Genomic DNA, 19,482 nt, shown 5'->3' on the forward strand with positions numbered 1-19,482 from the left:
CAAGTATGGGTATAATTGCCGTTTTCCTGCCACGCTCCGTGTTCTACGGCGCGTAACGCCCGGGTGGTGAAATTGGTAGACGCAGGGGACTCAAAATCCCCCGCCGCAAGGCGTGCCGGTTCGATTCCGGCCCCGGGCACCACTCTAAAAATATCAATAAATACAAGTTTTTAGAGCGGTTTCAGCTCCAACCCCAAGACTGGGGGATTTTCCAAGTTTGCGAGCCAGGTACAGTTTCGGTACAGTGGTGAAGCGCCGAGTGTACTGTTCGGAGCTTTTACTCGCATGGCTACTATCGTTAAGACCCCTTCTGGCACATGGAAAGCCGTCATTCGAAAGACGGGCTGGCCGACTACGTCCAAAACATTTCGGACGAAGCGTGACGCCGAAGACTGGGCTAGACGCACCGAAGATGAAATGGTGCGCGGGGTATACATACAACGGGCACCCGGTGAGCGGCTAACACTTGCGTCGGCCCTGAAACGCTATTTAAAAGAAATCACACCGACAAAGCGCGAGTCAACGCGCGTCTCGGAGTACAAAAAAGCACAGCCACTGTTGAAGCACCTTGGCAAATACTCTCTCGCTGCTCTCAGCGCCGATACTGTCGCTCAGTACCGCGACATGCGACTAGCAGGTGATCCCGACGAGAACGGCAAGCTGGTACCACGTAGTAACAACACGGTGCGCTTGGAACTGGCGCTACTCAGTCACCTGTTCACCATCGCCATCAAGGAGTGGGGGCTGGGCCTGCCTTTCAACCCCGTATCCCAGATTCGTCGCCCCGCACCTGGCGCTGGCCGGAACCGCCGACTGACACCAGCCGAGAACAAACGGCTACGCATTTGCGGGCTGAGGACTTGGTAGGGAAGCTGGATAAGTTAGCTCAATAAAAGCTGCACTCACACCAATGTTGTACTGATCCGTCTTTATACGATAAGCTATAACAATAGTAACAATTAATGCCTTGCCGTATAAAGATGTAATTTTCAAAACTTAATTGCCGCTGAGCGTGCCGAGCAGCGTCGGTGTACATCCTAAATGCTGACCTACTACTTGCCTTACCTATATCTTCTGCTGATAGGTATAACAGGGGAGAACCAATGGCGGATAAGAAACCATACCGATATCTCAATGCCCTTCTAGCAAAAACCGAATTTTCGAAGCAGAATTTCCGTGATTTTCTCACTCCGGGAGCTGATATCGACACTCTGGAGGTTTTGCCAGAACACGATCTTGAGGGAATAATCTATATCAAAAAACCACAAGAACGTCGACCACGATGGACATCGTTAATAGATGCAATTGCTGGCAAGCCTAACATCAGGCGCGTCAAGGACAACAACACCATTCAAAACTTAGATGCGCTCTTACTCAATGCGGTAAAAACAAAGGACCCAAGTCTAGTAATCACCATCCCAGAGATCATACAGTGGGATCGTGTCCTTGGCTTCAGTTTTACTCGTTCGAAAAAAGAACTGTCCCCAACACTGGACTCAGAAAAATACCTAGACAAGATTGACATTGCTTCCATATCTATTGAGTCCATTAAAAAAGACCGGTTATATGTTACTGACGTTGATGAAAACACATTCAATCACTCAATCTATACATGCTTATATCTTGAGTTAGACTCTGCCGAAACAAAGAGAGTTCTTTTTGGCGGCAACTGGTACGAAATCGACAAATCATTCATGAAGGGAATTGATGCTTCGCTGACTACCATTCAGCTTTCAGATCTCGACTTTCCAGGTGTTCGATCTTGGGAAGAAAACAACAAAACAAAAATCGAATCCGAAGGTGACTATAACGAACGAGCAGCTCTTCATTTGAACTGCCACCTCCTTGACAGGAAGCTCGTTAAATGCTCAACGACAACATCTCCGATTGAACTCTGCGATCTACTGACAGCCAATAAGCAGTTAATCCATGTAAAACACCGTAAAGGCGGATCTGCAGGACTGAGCCATCTTTTCGCACAAGGAGCGGTAGCCTCTGAAGTACTAATAGGCGACAAAGATTTTCGCAAAGAAGCTCGAAAAGTCCTTCGTGATAAAGTACATCAGGACGCTCCCAAGCTAGTGCCACTAAATGCCATAAAAAGCTCCGAGTATGAAGTTATATTCTTAATCCTCGGCGACAAAAAAAACCAGGTCAAAAACAATCTTCCATTCTTCAGCAAGGTCAATCTAGTTAGAACTCACGACAACCTAACCCAAAAAGGATTTCGTATTCGTGTAGCAGGAGCTGAACGAATAGCATGGGTTAAGCCGTGACTAAGTATTTTTCCCTTTCCTTCAAACCCATCTTGCATCAAGAAAAAAGCTGGTTTGAATGAGAGTCATGGACTCATTCAATTTCCGCAACAGTAACGAAGCTCTTGATGGTGCCCGAGGCTAGAATCGAACTGGCACGCCTTGCGGCGGGGGATTTTCTTACCACTTCGGCTTTCACCGCCGCCATATCGAAAACGACGTTCGTGGTCTGGAGCACGCCTTCACCTTAGCCTTTCGACCGTAGGTGCCCGCCGTCTACTCTCTACACCTTCCTGGCGTTCAACCTACCAGGCTTGGCTCGGTATTAGCTCGGATTATTCATCCAGGGCCTTCGCCGAGTTTGACGGGCTTCACCTAAAAGGTTTCCCTTTGAGGGCTCAATTTTCTCTGAGTCCCCTGCGTCTACCAATTTCACCACTCGGGCATCTTGTCTCGCACTTTATCATTATGCGACAAGGGTTAATGCGCAGATTCTCCTACCAATGAGTCAGTAATCAGCACGCGTTCGAACTCAGTGGCCGGGTGACCGAATGGGGATTAAATGCGTGCGCTATATTCCACGCATCGGATCGGTGCGGGGACATTACATCGCAATGGAGTTCGCACCACTCGTACTAGACTAAATGTGCGCCCATGCCATTGCATTGCTGACCGACTGATAGTCTGGAATTGCAGCCTTATATGTGTCGTCAGCAAGGCCAGCTATAAAAGCCATGTGCGCCGCGTTCGTCTTGGCTATACCGAGGTGCGCCTCAATTGCACCCTTTGTCCATATCCACACGCCGATGGTTTTTAGTTCCTCATGCAGCCTGGTAATGCAGGGAATTGCGTCAGCCTGCCTCGCAAGCATTTCGTAGGCGACGGCTGCCGGTACCCCATTATGTTTGGTGGGAAGCCCATCTGCGTCAAGCCCGACATGTCCATCGTTCCTCAGCTGACCGAGAATGGTTTTGCAGGCTGCAAGGTCTGCATGCGCCGGATCGAGAAGGCCTTTTATCGGAGCAATTCTGAACGCGAAATCCAGATCGACGATGGCTTTGCAGGGCACTCCCATAGCTCTGAGAACCTTCATCGTGTCCGGAATATTGGGTGTTCCTCCGATATCCACTAACCCGATCTTATCCTCGCCTGGCGTGACTCCCAGCACATCGTAAAAAATTGCGGGCAGGATCGTACGCTCAGTCTTGCCTTCCGTGATCACAACTCGCTCCGAGAACAAGATTTTGTTCGAGTTCGAAAGAGCGAAGAGCGCCTCCGATTGATGATCCGCATCATCAATCGCTGTCTTCACTGCATCCTGCATTCGCGGATAACACTTTGTCCCTTCCGCTGCGCTCCTGCGAATCAAGAGGGTGTTCGGCGCGTCTGAGCGCGAGATCATATTTGCCGAGTGCGTCGTGATGACGATCTGATAGCCGTCTCCAGCTAGGCGGTTTAGGGCCGCACGCACCACTTCTATCGCCTGCGGATGTAGATATAGCTCTGGCTCATCGATGAGGAGAAGCGTTGTTCTACCTGCATTTTCAACACCCGCTCGTCGAACTTCAGCGAGGCATTTGATGAGCGCTATCTGGATGGACCGTTGAGCACCATGTCCGAAGGACGAGGCATCTCGACCATCAGGACTCTCATATCCCTCCTCGAATATTCGGAGTGTCGCTGATTTCATAAAGTCAGCGAACTCGGGCACTGGTATGTGGGTCTTTGCTGTAACGCCAGGGAAGAGCTTCGAGAGTTCACTCTGAATACGTCCGTCGAGATCGACCAGTGTTTCGTCTTTATCTACAGCATTCGCGGATAATCTTCTTCCAACATCCAGGAGTGCTTCCGCAACGACAGGCGAGTGTCTGTCTATGACTGGCGTCATGATCTCTTTTAAGAGTTTGCCAATGGTTGTGCCACTGCCGAATTTCCCCACATCCTCAGTGGCATTCTCCATCGCTCCGATGAAGATGGGCTCAGGAAACAGAGCGCCCATCGCGGCGTCGATGCCCGCCGGGTTCACAGCCCATTCGTCTTGACCGTTTTCACGCCTAAGAACCTCGAAACGTATGGCGGTGGCGGTCTGTCCGGGAGTCGTTTGGGTGCGCCTCATGCGTATGCGGCCATCGACGATAAGCGGCTCGATGCGTCCACGATGTGCGTTGCCGATCGCATCAAGGACCTCGCCAGTTATCCCAGATATCTCAGCCTCGACAATGATGGGTTGATCTGCATGATGAAAGTCATCTATGGGGAGGCTTGACCGTTTGATAACCCAACCAATTGCCCGAATGATGTTCGTCTTGCCAGCGTTGTTGTAGCCCACCAATGGGGTGTAGTGTGAAAGCGGGAACAGTCCGTCCGATATGGATTTAAAGTTCTGAATCCGAACCTCGGAAATGTGGTGCATCTCTTCTCCCTCGGAATTTCGCCCAAAAAATTTTCTACATCATCAAACATCATCCCAATATATTTTGTTTCTTTTTTATTATTAAAGTTACTTTAACCATTTTTTCAGAGATCGGGAATACAAAGACAAAAAGTCTTTGCATACAGATTTGGAGGATTTCCGCACTTGCCATATCGACGCAGTCGTCGATAGTTCCCTTGGGAACGAGTTCATGCGAACTCACAGCAGACTAGTTCGCCTTGGGGGTAAGAGAGCAGGAGCCGGTGTGCTATACCAAGAGGGTCTGTCATTAATTTCGTGTTTAGAGCCATAACATACCGTCAAGGAGTATGTATGCCACGCAAACCCAAGACCCCGCTGGCCGAGTTTGCCGAGCATGCCCGCTGGGTTACTGAAGTCGTTTGGCGACGGGTCGGTAACGGCAAAGACGATCAACGCCGCGTCCTTGGCGTTTAAAAGGCGCTGATCGAACGTACGCTGAGTGGGGAGTAGGGAGCTTGATCACCACCTGAGCTATCCGGCTGGAGCAAGAGAGCCCGCAGAGGCGACCAGCTAGCGCCATGGCAAAGGTACCAAGACCGTCATGACCGAGGAGGGCGTGATCCGTATCAAGGTTCCTCGGTCATGACGGCAGCTTTGCCCCTTTACTCATCCCCAAAACACATGAGCGGCGTTTTACGTGATGACAAGACCATTACCATGTATGCCCGGAACATGACCGTGCACGAGATTCAAGGATTTCTGCAGGAACAGTACGGCACTGAGATCTCGCCCGACTTCATCAGCTCGGTCACCGCTGAGGTGATGGCCTAATACCAAAGATTCCGGACAGCGCCACTCACCGGCCCCGACGAAAGACCGGACTGCGGCTTCTATGCCTGGTCTGGGCAAGAGACAGTTGATGGCGGAATTGCCTTTCGGAGACTGGAGTATGCCCACCCAAATGTAACTTCATGAAATTCATGTAACATACACTTGTCTGTATCAGTTGTGCACCGGCCAGGGTTAACAATGACCACGAAATCTCAAGTCAACAAATCAGCCTTTAATCCTAATCCAGAATTGCCTTATGAGTTACGCATTAGCGACTTCGAGCATGCGATGCAGGATATTTATGATTTCTTCTACGATGTGAACACTCTGCTGTCAGCCAAGGGACTGCATCGTTTGGATGACATGATGAGGCCAGCGGCGATGTCGGGATTGATCTCGGACATGGTGACGGCATCTCTGGCGAAGTTCTCTCGCGGGCTCGTTGAAAACACACATTTCAACGGCCATCCAGACCTGATCGTGCGAGGGATGTATGCGAGCGACTCTGTAGCGTCTGGCAGCAGTGGCGTCGAAATTAAGTCCACTCGAAAAGCTGGCGGTGCCGTCGACACGCACGGCGCCCGAACTCAATACATGTGCGTATTTGTGTATGTTGTAGACAACAAGACAGAGCCGGCCTCAGCGCGGGCACCAATGCGGTTCACTGAAGTCTATTTAGCGCACGTTGCCGAAACAGATTTCCGCAAGAATGCGCGAGGAGAGCTAGGCACGCGAACTGCGACTCTCCACAAAGAAGGGGTTGCCAAATTGCGAGCAGGATGGGTTTATAAGGAAGTCACCGGCAGCTCTGCTCGCTCTGCAAGCTAGAGAATGTCGATTTGGCCATCTTTAGTAGAAAGATTAGAAAGAAGTGGCACCGCCCGCGTGGCCAATCCATAAAACTCTTCGTCGAGTTCAACGCCGTAACTATCGTAACCAACGACATTAGCTGCTGCGAGCGTTGAGCCCGCCCCCATGAAAGGGTCGAGTATGACCCCTTTACCTAGAGGAAGCACTGCTCGGACCAACTGCCGCATAAACGCTTGGGGCTTCAAGGAAGGATGTGGCGCAATCTTCTTTTCATTCGCAGGAGTCGGGTGTGATTTGATCAGATCACCAAAGGGCCGTTCTTTTGACAGCCGACGAAAACCGCCTGTCCCCCAGCGGCGCAGATTGTCCTGAACTCTACCATCTAACGGCGCACGCAAGACTACCCAAGGTTCCCACTGCGATCGAGGCATAACGGAGACATCATCAAACTCGATATGCGCATTTTTGGGACGATCCCCGCCGCGCATTGTCATCACCTGACGAGCTATGTAGCCACGCAACTCCAATCCGGCTTGCCCCATAGCGTCAGCAACGATGTGGGCTAGTAGAGGGTTGGAAGCAATCACGACATTTGCACCCGGCACAATCACCCGCGCGACTAGCGTACCAAAGCGTTTGAAAAATGCATAAAGCGATCTTCGGTCTGCATCAGTGAGAACGGTAAAGCGTGGAAGAGGCGCACGCTGGTGACCATCAAATGACGGAGGGATACGCCACACCCCTCCTCTACCTGCACGCAACTTCGCTGTTTCCTTGCTCGTATATTCGACAAGGCCATAGGGCGGATCGGTAACAACTGCATGGATGGATGCTGATTCTTGGCTAGCGAGCCATTCAAAGCAATCGCCCTGAACCAGTTGAGCTCGCCCAACTCGCACGACTTTCTTCTCAACGATCGCTTGAGAATGAACAGCGACACTTCGAAGTCTATATCTGCCCCGACCAGTGCGCTCAAAAACCGTGGGCGTGTTGAGGCTAAGATATGATCGCACTGAGGACTTGGGAACCTCACCAATGGTTCGGCTGACAGCAGCTGTGATCTCGTCGGTCGACGCATCCCCCCCAATCAGGGACAGGTATTGAAAAATTGAATCTCGGATGACACCAGGGGCGAACGACATTGGTTACACTTTTACTAATGCAAACTCGGATACTTTCGATTGTATAGTTTTGACGTCTAGACGTCAATTTATATACTTCAAAATACAGTCGAATATCCCGAAGCTAAATCATGGTTCGGTAGAGGTTATGGCAGTCTTCAACGTATGCAGCAATGACAACTACATCATTTCAATATGCTGAGCCGCTAAATACTTCCCCGTCGATTGGGGCTTCGGTCGAGGCGCTCTTAGCCGACCTAGATGCCTTCATCGAGCAGCAGAGCACATTGAGAGAGTTGTACTGCGCCGAAGTTTCGGTACAGTACGAGTACACACATCAGTTTGTGCCAATTTTCAAAAATTTCGCTAGCCTACTGTTTTTAAACTACTTTTACCTAACTCAGTCTACGCTCGCATTCGCACCACTTCCCTACACAAACACCTTCGCACGCAAACTCAAAATCCCCCGCCCCAAGGCGTGCCAGTCCGATTCCGCTCCCGCACCAATTATAAACACAAATGAAAGACCCACAGATCATTGATTTATAGGTCTTTTTTATTTTTGTGAGGATAGAATTTTGGGGACGCTGCTTACATAAAAAACCATAAAGGGCACCTTGACGATCAAGGCACTAGTGGCCACAACCCCTCCGATATAGGAAACCAAGAAAGAGCAGGGTAATCAACGGAGCCTCATATAGGAGTGTGATTGGTCAACCACGGCTATCCACATGCTCTCGCCGCCGCCGTCAATATGTCGCGCATTTTTTGTCGGTCCTTATGCGTAACGAGCCCAATACCGACACTCAGCTCCGAGCCCTCGAGCAGAGACCTGTAGATGACGCCTGTCCGTCTCAATCCAGTGAAAGACTTGGGCAGTAGGGCGACACCGCGTCCGCTGGCGACGTCACTCAGCAGAACATGATGGTCGGCTGGCTCCCTTAGCTTTGATGGAGCAAAGTCATGGCGCGAGAAGACCTTCTGGCAGTAGTCATAGAACGCGGGCTGTCGCGCACGCTCAAACCAGAAGACCGATTCACTCGCCAGGTCTGCGAGGCTGACCACCTTGCGCCTCGCCAACTGATGTGACGACTGCATTGCTACCACCATTGGCAGGCGGTCGAGCTCTAGGATATCCAACCCATGTACATCCGTAGGCAGCGCGACGAAGGCCGCGTCCAGTTTGCCCGCGCGAAGCTGGCGAACGAGCCGAGGTGAGGTATCGGACGCGATTGATACGGCCGTTCCAGGAAGCGTTGATTGCACTTGTTGTGCCAGCCCGCGGAACCAAGCCGGCTCTGCCGCGCTGGTCAGGCCAAGCCGAAGCGTGGCGGGCATGCCTCGGCTTGCGAGCTCCGCTTCGGCCTCGCGAAGCAACTTTCCGATAGTCCGAGCATAGGGCAGCAGCCGTTGTCCAGCATCGGTGAGCGTTACCCCTTTCGTGTTTCGGTCGAACAGCCGCGTTCCCAACCGCTCTTCCAGCTCTCGAATCGCCCGGCTCAATGGCGGTTGTGACAGGTGCAGGGTCTCGGCCGCTTGACGAAAGCTCAGCGCGTCCGCAACGGCAAGGAATAGCGCCAGTGCCCGTGAATCTAAGAGGTTCGACATATCAAAAAGGTATCACAAACTTGGTCATTCCGCATAGCGGATCTCGATTCTAGAATGACCTTCATTAACACTCGTTTTGGAGGAATTCATGACCTATTTTTGCGATGCTACAGCGGCCGACATCGCTCGGCCGCACCAAAATGGAGATGCACAATGAGCACCGAACGTTACGAGCGTGGCGCGCGAATGTTGGCTGCCGTGGATGGCCCAGCGGGCCTGGAGGTGGTCGAGAATCTGGCGAAGTCGTTTCCAGATTTCGCTCGCTACGTGCTTGAGTTCTCGTTCGGCGACATCTACGCACGAGAAGGCCTGGGCTTGCGAGAGCGTGAGTTGGCAACGGTTGCAGCGTTGTGTGCACTGGGCAATGCTCAGCCGCAGTTGCGTGTGCATGTGCATGCCGCATTGCATGTTGGTTGCAAGCCAGCAGAGTTGGTCGAAGTTGTGATGCAAATGTCGATCTACGCGGGCTTTCCGGCAGCGCTGAACGGGCTTGCTGCCGTGCGAGAAGTGTTTGCAGAGGTTGGAATTCAGCTTCCATTGGCCTGATGCAGTCAGCCGGATAAGCGGTCGCTTATGGCCGATCTCAGCCGGCCGTAACGACCTGACCAGTGTCTGTCTGCGGGCCAACCCGTGTGCGTTCCCCACGCGGCGCTGATGGTAGTAACATTGAGGCCGACGACAGCACACAGGGTGACCCCTATGCGCGTGAAAATGCCCTCATACGTCCTGACACCACCGAGCAACAACGAGAACTTGGCCGGTCCGCCCTCGATGGCGCCGCTCGCGTGGCGAGATCGCCCCGGCAGTCAGACATCGAACCTGCTTCCCAGCGAGTGGGAAGTGCCGGACTTCCTGGTGCCGAGCGTGCAGCGAACGTTACGCCGCGCCGACTCCGGGAAAAAGTAGGCGTCCTTGGCTCACGCCCTCTAGCAAATTTCCGTGCGGGCAAGCCCAATCAGCTGGTGGGCCAGACCGCGCGTTCCACCGGCGAACTGGCTGTCCTGGCCCAGGTGTATCGTGATCCTCGCTTCGGGACGCTGCGTGTTGTCTATGTGGACGGCGCCGGCAAGGTTAGCCTGATAAGCGTCGTTCCCTTTGTCTGGCACCAACGGCAAGGTCACCGGCAACAATGTACGACTGTCGCCGCTATTACCCAGTAATCCCGCACATAACTCGACTCCACTTGAATACCATATTGGTCTCGCCGCGCTGGAGACCGTCGCTCACAAGAACATGCAACATACCATCGATGCAAACCACGGCTCCCCTCCAATTTTCAATTACAAGCAGGTTCATCAGGGCGCCAGGCTGCAACGCCCCGCATTGACCGCAATACCAGTTAAAACCGCCAAGTAGCCTTCACAGACCCTGAATGACTGCTGACCTTGCTCGACAACAGCCCATCGTACTGGAGCTTGACGTCCATGCCTTTGCCACTCAGCACTTGAATCCCCGCCGATACCTGGCCAAACACGCGCCCGGTTTCCAGGGTGGAGGTAAAGGGATCAGCACTCGTCGGCGCGCTCGCGAAGCGGGCGCGACTGTCCCATTTATCGGTGTTGGAAAGCGAGACCTCCGCGCTGGCATAAGGACGAAGGATATAGCCGTTCTTCAGGTCTATGCGCCCGCCCAGCTCAACGCCTGGTGAGATGATGGCTGACCACTTGCTGACGCCTTCCACGTGCAGATTCAATGCGCCGGCACCACGCTCGTCAAACGAAGGCATGTGTGTATGCATGACGTCCAGGTCGATGAATGGCTTGATGTAGGAACGATCCATGGCATGGGTGTAGGAAGCACGTAGACGTTGGCCGATGGAGATAACGCGGGAATCACTTTCCGCCTGTACACCCATCAAATCAATATTGCGCGTGTTGTCGAACGATCCATAGCTTCCAGTCAGTGCGCCCGCGAAGGTCCAGGGCCCGTCCTCGTACTTGAGCGATACGCCTAGATAGCCGCTGTCACCCTTTATATGCTGGCGATCGTCATCCGCGTGCAAGCTCGTGTGCTCATAAGCGCCCGCCACGCCGACGAACCAATTCGGCGCTATGCTGCGCTGCGCCCCCATCTGATACAACACGCCGTCGGACTTCAGCCCTGATGTACCGCCGCTGCTGTCCATCTGGGTCGTATTGCCGGAGACGCGCCCCCAGACGCAGTCGTGCTCGCCCATCCGAGTACTGGCATACTTGAATCCGGGACAGCTCAGCAAGGAATTCGAGAACGAGATCATGCCGGCCTGTTTGAGGGCAGCGGGAGCTGCCAGTACACCAAGCGAGAGATCATTCAGCGCATTGGCATAGCTTACGCTGCCTTTGCCGGCAGAGCGGTTCAAGGCGGCAAACATGGTGCCGAATTTTTCGTCGCTCCCCCGATCCCATACATCTTGCAGGTGCTGGCCAAGCGCATGGAGGTTGCTTCCGACGCCATACGATTCGGATACTTCGTTGAATTTCGCGGCGTCAACGGATACGTTGAGCGAATTGCCGGCTTGACGCGTCTTGTACGTAAACAGCGGCGACTCACCCTGCACCGCAGCGCGCGGGGTAAGTATGCCCGCCTGCAGAAAGGTGAGCTCCCGATCGGGCATGAGGGTGCTGGCAGCGATGCTGATCTTGCCGTCGAGCTGTGCACGCCCGCCCACCGACAGGAGGTCGGTGGTCTTCGCTACGAAGTCCGTGGCCACGTGCAGCACACCTTGGCTGCGCTGTATAAAGTCTCCCGTCACTTGCATGGTATCGCTGCCTACAGGCTCGCCGATAAATACATGGCCCTGATTGGCGATATCGCCTTGTACAAGATCAGCGCTGGAAAACGTACCAAAGTTAGACAAGAAGATGGGCTTGCCTAATACGGCCAGACTCGCCGAGGAGGCAGAATCTGCAGAAGCAGCCTTGCCCACCAGGTTACCTTTCAAGGAACCGTGGTTCACTATGCTGGTTGACCCACTCCCCGTCTGCTGGACGGCGGCATAGCCCTGAGAGCCATCCACAGCGCCGCCCGTGTTGATGGTAATAGTGCTGGCGGCAGGGCTGTCTATCCATACTGCACCACCGGTTTCCGGACCCGATGCCTCGGTCCCGCCTGTCAGGTTCCCCGATATGGTGATATCCACAGGCTTGGGCATACTCGACTCCGTATCATAGGTTTGCGCGAACACACCCCAGGCATCTTTCCCCTGAACCTGAACCGTACCATCCATCTCCATTGTGATGCCGCCTGAAACGCCGCCTGAGCCCCCCTTGGCCTGGCTGAGGGTGCCTGCGAAGCTGCCTGTGCTGTTGCCACCTAGCCCGCCTGGCGCACTGAGCGATTGTGCAATGACGCCATATGCACCGTCCCCAATTGTAGTGATGGTGCTGCCGCTTCCCATCGTCAACGAGATGTCTCCGCTGACCTGCCCAGAGGACGGCGCTACCACGCCATCCTGCCATCCCAGTGCCAACGGACCGTTGGCGGTGTCGCCACCAATGCCACCTCCACCGGCTATGGACTGCAGCACCATGCCGTGCGAGCCGCGCCCTGTGGTAGCGATCGCACTTGGGCTTTCATCGCTTGATGCTGAACCTGCATCATTATTGCCCAGGGCGATCGTCAGGTTGCCGCCATGCTGGGAACTACCCGTGTACGGCGCCGCCAGATTGACTGACTGGACGTTTGCGCCAGGGCCCGCGGACATGATGCCACCACCGCCGCCGATAGACTGTGCTACAAAACCAAAGGCATGATCACCGGTGGTGTTGATGTTCATCCAGGAATCCACGTTGATGTCGCCACCGTTGCTGTCTCCTGAGCGACCTCCGCCACCCATTTGCAGCTTTAGCTGCGGGTTGTTCGCCGTGCCGCTCAGGCTTGCGCCGCTCATCGCTGCCGTGCCCCCACCCCCGCCTATGGACTGTAAGACCACGCCGTGCGAATCGTAGCCCGATGTGTACACCCATAGTCCGCTATTGCTGGCGTTCATGTTAACGGTACCGCCGTTGCCGCCATTGCCGCCCGATCCCCCCCATCCCAGAACGATGGAAGGGTTCTTAACCGTAGACTTGGTGATGATGTCTGATCCGACGGCGCCTTGTCCGCCGCCCCCGCCAATGGATTGCGCAAGCAGCCCGTAACTTTCGTCTCCTACCGTGTATAAAGTGCCCTGACTGTTGGATGGATCGCTAGTCATGTTCAATGTGATGTTGCCACCGCTGCCTGCAGCGCCGCCGCTGCCGCCCACAGCTATAACTGCCTGTGAGCTGCCTTTCGCGCCTTTTGCCGTGGAAGCACCGCCCACGCCGCCTCCACCGCCTATCGACTGAGCCACCATGGCATCCGCATGATCGCCCTTCGTGAAAATCGAGCCGGCATAGTCAACCTCTACGCTGCCGCCTTTGCCAGACGCGCCACCTGAACCACCCACGGCAACAGACAACGAATACTTGCCTAGATTTGTGTCGTTGGAAGGAGGAGGAGGGTTGTCTGGCGTAGTGGGCAGCTTGTAAGAAGATGGTCCTGCTGACGCATCTGCGCCCGCATTGCCGCCGAGGCCACCCCCGCCGCCTATGCTCTGGATGAGCACGCCATCCGCGTCGCCTCCTACCGTAGCTATGCTGCCTTGGGAGACATACTTTATGCTGCCTCCGTCACCGCCGCTTCCACCTGTCGCGCCAACAGAAACACCAACGGCAGCGCTGAAGTTGGTGGCGTCCAGAGCGGATTGATCCGCGGACGAGCCGCCGCCAACGGATACCGGGCCGCCAAGATCGACAGTAGTGCCTTGCGCCGCACCACCGCCTCCGCCAACGGAATGCATGACCACGCCCCGCGATCCCGAACCATAAGTCTGAATGACTGACCCTGCGTCCAAAGAGGCAGCGATATTGCCACCAACATTCCCCGAGCCAACACCACCGCCCACACCCACGGAGACGCTGTAGGTTTTGCCTTGCGACAAGCCGCCGGAACTGCTGCTCCCCGCGCCCGCATTGCCACCGCCTCCGCCAATAGACTGGGCCAGTATGCCATTGGAGGTATCGTCAAAGGTCACTATAAGTGCGGATGACCCCACGGCCAGGTTGACATTTCCGCCCAAGCCTCCGGATCCACCGGTACCACCCACGGCGACTTTGGCACTGATATCGACGCTTTGCGTGGGGATGGATACATCCGTGCTCATAGCATTGGATCCTCCACCATTGCCGCCACCGCCGCCTATGGATTGCGCAACCACCGCATGCGATCCCTGGCCTCCGGTGAAGATGGCAGTCTTCTCGAGCAGGTCGACGTTGATGTTTCCGCCATCTCCGCCCTCGCCTCCGCTGCCACCGACGGCCACATTGGACGAAATCGCAAAACCACCGCCATCGGGATTAGGCGCCGCAACCACAACGCTCTTGTCCAGGGCGCTGCCGCCATTGCCACCACCGCCCCCAACGGATTGCGCCACAATGCCATAGGAATCCGAGCGGACAATTGAGGCATTGCCCGCTTGATTGCTGCCGTGTGATCCAACACCAGCTGTGCTGATTGTCATGTCGTCCAGCTGGAAATTCACTATGCCACCGCTGCCCCCATTGCCTCCGTTCCCGCCAACCGCAACGCCAATATCGATGCCCACATTGGCTGTGTAATTATGCGCAGCGCCTCCGTTGCCGCCGCCCCCACCTATGGATTGCGCAATGACGCCGGCCGCCGCGATGCCTTGAGTTTCAACAATATGATGGCTCAAGGTCGCATCGACCTCACCGCCCCCACCGCCGCCGCCCGCTTTTCCGCCCACCACCAACGTGACTGGCGTTTGCACACCGTCCAGTTCCGCAGAACCGCCATTGCCGCCACCGCCGCCCAGGGACTGGGCTAGAACCGCAATCGAACCATCGCCCGAGGTACTAATAGTGCCGTCCATCGTACTTTGAACAGTGACTTTGCCGCCGGAACCTGCTGCGCCAGCACTTCCGCCTATGGAAGCCGTCGCCACAGGTTCGCCGGGTGAGATCGCCAGTGTTGACCCCCCATTGCCACCCCCTCCGCCGACCGACTGGGCAACAACACCCAACGCGTACTCGCCTATGGTAGAAATATTGGTACCAACGTCAACGGTAACCTGGCCTCCTGAGCCGCCCGAGCTTCCCGATCCTCCCACAGCGGTGATGCCGGCTGCCGAGCCGCCGTTGCCGCCACTGCCCCCGATGGATTGCGCCAGTATGCCGATAGAGCCATCACCCTTTGTGTCAACACTGTTGACAGCAACAGAGACTGAATTTGCATCATTGCTTTGCGAACTGTTGACTGATCCACCCACGGAAAACAGGCCGGAGGCCGAACCTGCCGAGCCGCCTCCGCCTCCAATCGACTGCGCAATGACGCCGATGGCAGATTCTCCGCTGGTTGACACGTTGGACGCACCGCTGATGGAAACCGTCCCGCCTGTGCCGCCCGCACCTCCCGCACCACCCAGTGACACCAGAGAATCCGACATCGCACCTGCGCCGCCGCTCCCGCCAATGGACTGCGCCACCATGCCATGGGCATACTGACCCTGCGTCGTGACAGTTGCAGAGGACGCTATCATGGCATTGGCGCCATCGCCGCCGTTGCCACCCTTTCCACTGCCTCCCGGCAAGCTGCTGGTGAAGTCCTGACCTGTTCCACCACCACCGCCGATGGATTGCGCAAGCATGCCTATGGAATAGTCTCCCTGTGTAGAGACAATGCTGTTTGCATCCGCGGTGATCTTGCCCTGCGCACCGTCCTGCCCTATCCCTGCCTCCTTGACAGCTGATCCGCCGTAACCCCCAATACTTTGAGCCGCTATGCCGATGGCCTCAGCGCCTGTGGTGGACACGCTGGTCTGTTGTCCATCCTGGCTACCTTTGGACTGAAGCGTAACAGTCACATCGTGGGACAGCCCCCCGTTGCCACCGTCGACACGGTAACTATCCTCACTGTCAGAACCGCCGTAGCCGCCGCGGGAATACGCCGTCACGCCAGCTACCCCATCGCCGGTAGCGCTCAGGTTGACCCAATAAAGGTTTGTGGTCACCCCGCCGGCATTGCCGCCATTACCGCCATAGCCGCCATCTGAATCCATGGACCCCCCGTTGCCAGCTATGGACTGTGCCAATATCCCCGCGCTCGTACCTGACACCGATTGGTTCACGCCAACGTTGATATTCGTGACCGCACTTAGATCCTCATGCCCAACAGTCATCGTTACAAACCCACTATCCCCGCCTGCGCCTCCGTCGTCGTATTTCCAGGTAGTCTCGCCGCCGTCGCCACCCATGCTTCTTGCGAGCAGACCCACCACACCGTCCGGTGCATCGCTTGTCTGTGTCAGGAATACGTCTACATTGCCGGTGTTCAGGAAACTTATATCTGCGCCCGCCCCGCCCACGCCCATCGGGGGTTTACCGTGGCCTGTTGCATGGAAGCTGCCGTTGCCGCCAACTGCCTGAGCCGCAACGCCCCATGCTCGGGTTCCGCCTTGCAGATTCGATGCCGAGCTGCCCAATTTGACATCGGCGTAGTTGTCCATTTCAATGCTTTGAGTGTTTCCGCCGTTTCCGCCGTAATAATCGATGAAGTCCGTGTAGTCGGCACCGCCGTTGCCACCACGGCTTTCCACCAAGGCCCCTGTCACGCCCGAATTCAAAATACCACCGGTAATAGTTACCGCAGATGAGTTCTTTAGGGTTGTAGACCCGGCGTTTCCTCCATTGCCGCCGTTTTCTTTGTGGTCTGACTGGTTATAGCCATCGCCACCAACGCTGCTCACCCCGACCCCAGTCACCATGCCTGATGGCGTCGAGTTTCCAAGTGACAGGCTAACCGAGCCGCTTGTGATAAGCATGGCGCCCTGACCGTCTTGTCCATCCCGATGATCGCTATCGTAGTCGTCGCCGTCCGCGCCATGACTTTCCACCATGATGCCGTTAAGTGGCGGCTCGCCACCATAGATCATTTCTTCGGAACTGCCCAGGTCGGTCGTGACTTTACCCAAGCCAGTGTCGCCTATGTCGAAACTGGCAGTATTGGTTATTTGCTGTGGTAAATAGAGGTTGCTTAGCGTGAGCGCACCGCTCAGCGGAGAAGGTGCCGACAGGCTGCAAGTCATGATGCCGGAAACTAGTTTACAGTCGTAGCCCAGATCCGCGTGAGCGGCTGCCAGCGGCAATAGTGCACCCGATACGCACAGCAATATATGACCACGACGTCCCAGTGCGCGGACCAACGGCCGCAACACCAAGGGAGGGCTAACGGAGTGCGAGGATACATGGCATCGGCGAATATAACTTTGCTCGTTTGTTTGCTTCATGGCGTTTCCAATTTATGACAAGCTGTGGCTTCCGCGTCTCGGGAATCAGCACCGCCTTGACAGCCTCAGACATCAAGACAGGCACGCACGTTATGGTCGAGCCAGCTGTAGGACCCGTCTATCGGTTTTGCGCCAAGGGCTATCGGAAAAACGCGCTTTTTCATTGCAACAGGGAGATTGTCCGGTACTATGTAAAGCACTCTGCATACAAGTGAAATCAAATGATCGCCTCACTATTTGCCCAGGTGCCCTTCGAGCAGTATCGGATTGTGAACACGTCTGACGTTGACGAAGCGCGGCAGCAAATAGGCCAGGTGCTGAATTCTTACCGACTGCAAGTCGTCCGTGGGCGGATTCTTCACAGCCGACTGGACCTGCTTCCTTGCGGACGCCTGTCATTGATCAAGCTCAGGCACGGGTATGGAGCTGACATCAGCATCGACCCCGATTGTCAGTGCCTGGACGGCTATTACCTGCTGGTACTACCCACCCAGGGATTGGCGGAGTTTCATTTTGATGGGCGTCTCATAGAGGTTTCGCCGAATAAGGCCTTCCTCATCAGTCCCGACAGGCGGTTTCACTTCCAGGTCAGCCATGATTACGAACAGGTGCTCCTGCGCCTGGACCAGGCTGCCATCGCCGACGCTTGGCGTAGCCTGACGACACAAGAGCAGGCTCCCGAGATATGTTTCGATCCTGTGATCCCCCTGAGTGCAGCAGGCTGGCAAGCACTACTACCCATGCTGCAATGGGTGGTACGATGCGCGGGACTGAAGGGACAAAATCTCGCACAGGCAGCCTTACTGGCCCAAACCGAAATGCTGATCGCCACCACCCTGCTGCTACACCAACCGCACAGTATGGCAGCCTACCTATGGCCAGCGCCCCCGCCATCCGTACCTCATGCCATCGGGCGCGCCCAAGCCTATATGCTTGAGCATCTGGGCGAGCACCTGCCGATTGCCATGGTCGCCAGCCAATGCGGCCTGTCGGTAAGGCGACTGCAGGCATTGTTCAAGGACGAATGCGGGCAATCTCCACTGCAATGGCTGCGCATGCAACGTCTGCACGCCGTGCAGCAAGCGCTGTCGCAGGACGAAGCTGCCGGTAGAATCGGCGAAACCGCAGCACGTTTCGGTTTCACTCATCTCGGCGAGTTTTCCCGGGCGTACCGGCAGGCATTCGGAGAAACGCCGCAGCAGACGCGCAGCAGGTGATGGGCCCAGGCCAGGCGCGTACATTACCACCCAAGCAGCGCAGGTAAGCCAAGATCAATCAGGGGTCTTGCCTCGGATGTGACCTCGCACAGATCATCCAGCAACGCCGTGTAGGCTAGCACGGCATCCCGGAAATTTGACGTCTGGAGGAAAGTGACTGAGAGTGCCGACTTCAGTGTATGCCGCGAACAAAGCTGCCCCCCTCCTCCAATCACCGAACAGAAATCACATAAATAAACAGAATCATCGCCACAGTGGACGCGACAGTGCGTACGTGATTCCAGCGCGTCCAGTCCCGCAGATAATGCCCCCATACGTTCCCGCCGTCTGCACTGGCGGGATCCACTTTCGCAAGTGCGTTGTTGAGCGGAACATTGAATGCCATGGTGCAAATAAACATGCCCCCAATATAGATGACACCGCCGGCAAACGCTGCGACCGATCCGGGTTGATGCCATTGGAACAGGGAGATAACCACAAGCATCAGGGCGACAAGGCTGCTGCCCAGGAACAGCGGCATGAAAAGCGAGCGCTGGATCACAGCGTTGACCGAGTTCATTGCGGCCATGCCGGCCGGCGCTTCAACCCGGCCAAGTGCCCGCATGATGAACGTGGAGAATGAAAAATAGAGGCCGGCAAGCAGGCCGCAGCTTATCGCGGAGAACCAGAGCAAAATGGTGATGATCGCATGTGTCATTGCCTTGCCTTCCACCTGTAGTGTTTATGCCCCGATACTGGCCTGGAACTGCCCGGTGACATACCCCACCAACAGTGCAAACAACTCATCGGCAAAACAATCATTATCCCGCAATCGCGCGTCCGTCTGCACAGCGCGATGCACTGCCGATTCCAGCGCGCTCTCTACAAGCAGTGCCACCAGAACGGGTGAACGGTTTGGAGGAAGGCGATGGGAACTGATACAGCGACGCGCTGCTGGTTC

11 protein-coding genes, 1 tRNA gene and 2 pseudogenes are annotated in these 19,482 nt (G+C 55.4%); 8 read left to right on the forward strand and 6 right to left on the reverse strand.

The window, feature by feature from the left end:
- Positions 1–57 precede the first annotated feature (57 nt).
- The 3 genes and pseudogenes from ERD78_RS02900 (at position 58) to ERD78_RS02910 (ending at position 2,276) form a co-directional block, all read left to right on the forward strand.
- A tRNA-Leu gene (locus ERD78_RS02900) sits at positions 58–142 on the forward strand.
- A 143-nt stretch (positions 143–285) separates the two neighbouring features.
- Positions 286–840, forward strand: a pseudogene (locus ERD78_RS02905) (site-specific integrase); the annotation flags it as partial.
- 263 nt (positions 841–1,103) lie between these two features.
- Entirely contained in the window at positions 1,104–2,276 is a 1,173-nt protein-coding gene (locus tag ERD78_RS02910; protein ID WP_129967757.1) for a TIGR04141 family sporadically distributed protein, read from the forward strand.
- Positions 2,277–2,349: 73 nt separating this feature from the next.
- Here ERD78_RS02910 and ERD78_RS19710 read toward each other — a convergent pair whose 3' ends face one another.
- Entirely contained in the window at positions 2,350–2,493 is a 144-nt protein-coding gene (locus ERD78_RS19710; protein WP_167668822.1) for a hypothetical protein, read from the reverse strand.
- A gap of 402 nt (positions 2,494–2,895) precedes the next feature.
- The gene (locus ERD78_RS02915; RefSeq protein ID WP_129967758.1) at positions 2,896–4,668 is read right to left on the reverse strand and encodes an ATP-dependent nuclease; all 1,773 of its coding nucleotides are present in this window, start codon (positions 4,666–4,668) and stop codon (positions 2,896–2,898) included.
- Positions 4,669–5,001: 333 nt separating this feature from the next.
- On the opposite strand from ERD78_RS02915, the pseudogene ERD78_RS19980 reads away from it, so the two are divergent.
- Both ERD78_RS19980 and ERD78_RS02925 read left to right on the forward strand, forming a co-directional pair.
- Positions 5,002–5,478, forward strand: a pseudogene (locus ERD78_RS19980) (transposase); the annotation flags it as partial.
- A 201-nt stretch (positions 5,479–5,679) separates the two neighbouring features.
- Positions 5,680–6,309, forward strand: a complete 630-nt coding sequence (locus ERD78_RS02925) for a hypothetical protein (RefSeq protein ID WP_129967760.1) — start codon at positions 5,680–5,682, stop codon at positions 6,307–6,309.
- On the opposite strand, the gene ERD78_RS02930 is transcribed toward ERD78_RS02925, so the two are convergent.
- Both ERD78_RS02930 and ERD78_RS02935 read right to left on the reverse strand, forming a co-directional pair.
- Positions 6,306–7,433, reverse strand: a complete 1,128-nt coding sequence (locus tag ERD78_RS02930) for a DNA-methyltransferase (protein ID WP_180029183.1) — start codon at positions 7,431–7,433, stop codon at positions 6,306–6,308. The genes ERD78_RS02925 and ERD78_RS02930 overlap by 4 nt on opposite strands.
- Positions 7,434–8,135: 702 nt before the next feature.
- The gene (locus ERD78_RS02935) at positions 8,136–9,020 is read right to left on the reverse strand and encodes a LysR family transcriptional regulator (RefSeq protein WP_129967761.1); all 885 of its coding nucleotides are present in this window, start codon (positions 9,018–9,020) and stop codon (positions 8,136–8,138) included.
- Between the two features lie 153 nt (positions 9,021–9,173).
- Here ERD78_RS02935 and ERD78_RS02940 point away from each other — a divergent pair, with 153 nt between their 5' ends.
- Both ERD78_RS02940 and ERD78_RS02945 read left to right on the forward strand, forming a co-directional pair.
- On the forward strand, positions 9,174–9,566 hold the full coding sequence (locus ERD78_RS02940) for a carboxymuconolactone decarboxylase family protein (RefSeq protein WP_129967762.1): 393 nt from the start codon (positions 9,174–9,176) through the stop codon (positions 9,564–9,566).
- Between the two features lie 86 nt (positions 9,567–9,652).
- Positions 9,653–10,180 (forward strand): hypothetical protein, encoded by a 528-nt coding sequence (locus ERD78_RS02945; RefSeq protein ID WP_129967763.1) that lies wholly within the window; start codon positions 9,653–9,655, stop codon positions 10,178–10,180.
- Positions 10,181–10,359: 179 nt separating this feature from the next.
- Here the strand turns inward: ERD78_RS02945 and ERD78_RS02950 are convergent, their stop codons facing one another.
- Positions 10,360–17,325 (reverse strand): autotransporter outer membrane beta-barrel domain-containing protein, encoded by a 6,966-nt coding sequence (locus ERD78_RS02950; protein ID WP_129967764.1) that lies wholly within the window; start codon positions 17,323–17,325, stop codon positions 10,360–10,362.
- A gap of 221 nt (positions 17,326–17,546) precedes the next feature.
- On the opposite strand from ERD78_RS02950, the gene ERD78_RS02955 reads away from it, so the two are divergent.
- Positions 17,547–18,542 (forward strand): AraC-like ligand-binding domain-containing protein, encoded by a 996-nt coding sequence (locus ERD78_RS02955; protein WP_129967765.1) that lies wholly within the window; start codon positions 17,547–17,549, stop codon positions 18,540–18,542.
- 211 nt (positions 18,543–18,753) lie between these two features.
- On the opposite strand, the gene ERD78_RS02960 is transcribed toward ERD78_RS02955, so the two are convergent.
- A complete protein-coding gene (locus tag ERD78_RS02960; protein WP_129967766.1) occupies positions 18,754–19,239 on the reverse strand; it encodes an anthrone oxygenase family protein in 486 nt (161 codons plus the stop codon).
- Positions 19,240–19,482: the final 243 nt, after the last annotated feature.

It is taken from the genome of Allopusillimonas soli (genome assembly GCF_004153445.1).
In the GTDB taxonomy this organism is placed as follows: domain Bacteria; phylum Pseudomonadota; class Gammaproteobacteria; order Burkholderiales; family Burkholderiaceae_B; genus Allopusillimonas; species Allopusillimonas soli.

Excerpts from the sequence above, each read along its gene's own strand:
- ERD78_RS02910 (WP_129967757.1), top strand. The coding sequence starts at position 1,104 with ATGGCGGATAAGAAACCATACCGATATCTCAATGCCCTTCTAGCAAAA.
- ERD78_RS02915 (WP_129967758.1), bottom strand. The coding sequence starts at position 4,668 with ATGCACCACATTTCCGAGGTTCGGATTCAGAACTTTAAATCCATATCG.
- ERD78_RS02925 (WP_129967760.1), top strand. The coding sequence starts at position 5,680 with ATGACCACGAAATCTCAAGTCAACAAATCAGCCTTTAATCCTAATCCA.
- ERD78_RS02930 (WP_180029183.1), bottom strand. The coding sequence starts at position 7,433 with ATGTCGTTCGCCCCTGGTGTCATCCGAGATTCAATTTTTCAATACCTG.
- ERD78_RS02935 (WP_129967761.1), bottom strand. The coding sequence starts at position 9,020 with ATGTCGAACCTCTTAGATTCACGGGCACTGGCGCTATTCCTTGCCGTT.
- ERD78_RS02940 (WP_129967762.1), top strand. The coding sequence starts at position 9,174 with ATGAGCACCGAACGTTACGAGCGTGGCGCGCGAATGTTGGCTGCCGTG.
- ERD78_RS02950 (WP_129967764.1), bottom strand. The coding sequence starts at position 17,325 with ATGAAGCAAACAAACGAGCAAAGTTATATTCGCCGATGCCATGTATCC.
- ERD78_RS02955 (WP_129967765.1), top strand. The coding sequence starts at position 17,547 with ATGATCGCCTCACTATTTGCCCAGGTGCCCTTCGAGCAGTATCGGATT.
- ERD78_RS02960 (WP_129967766.1), bottom strand. The coding sequence starts at position 19,239 with ATGACACATGCGATCATCACCATTTTGCTCTGGTTCTCCGCGATAAGC.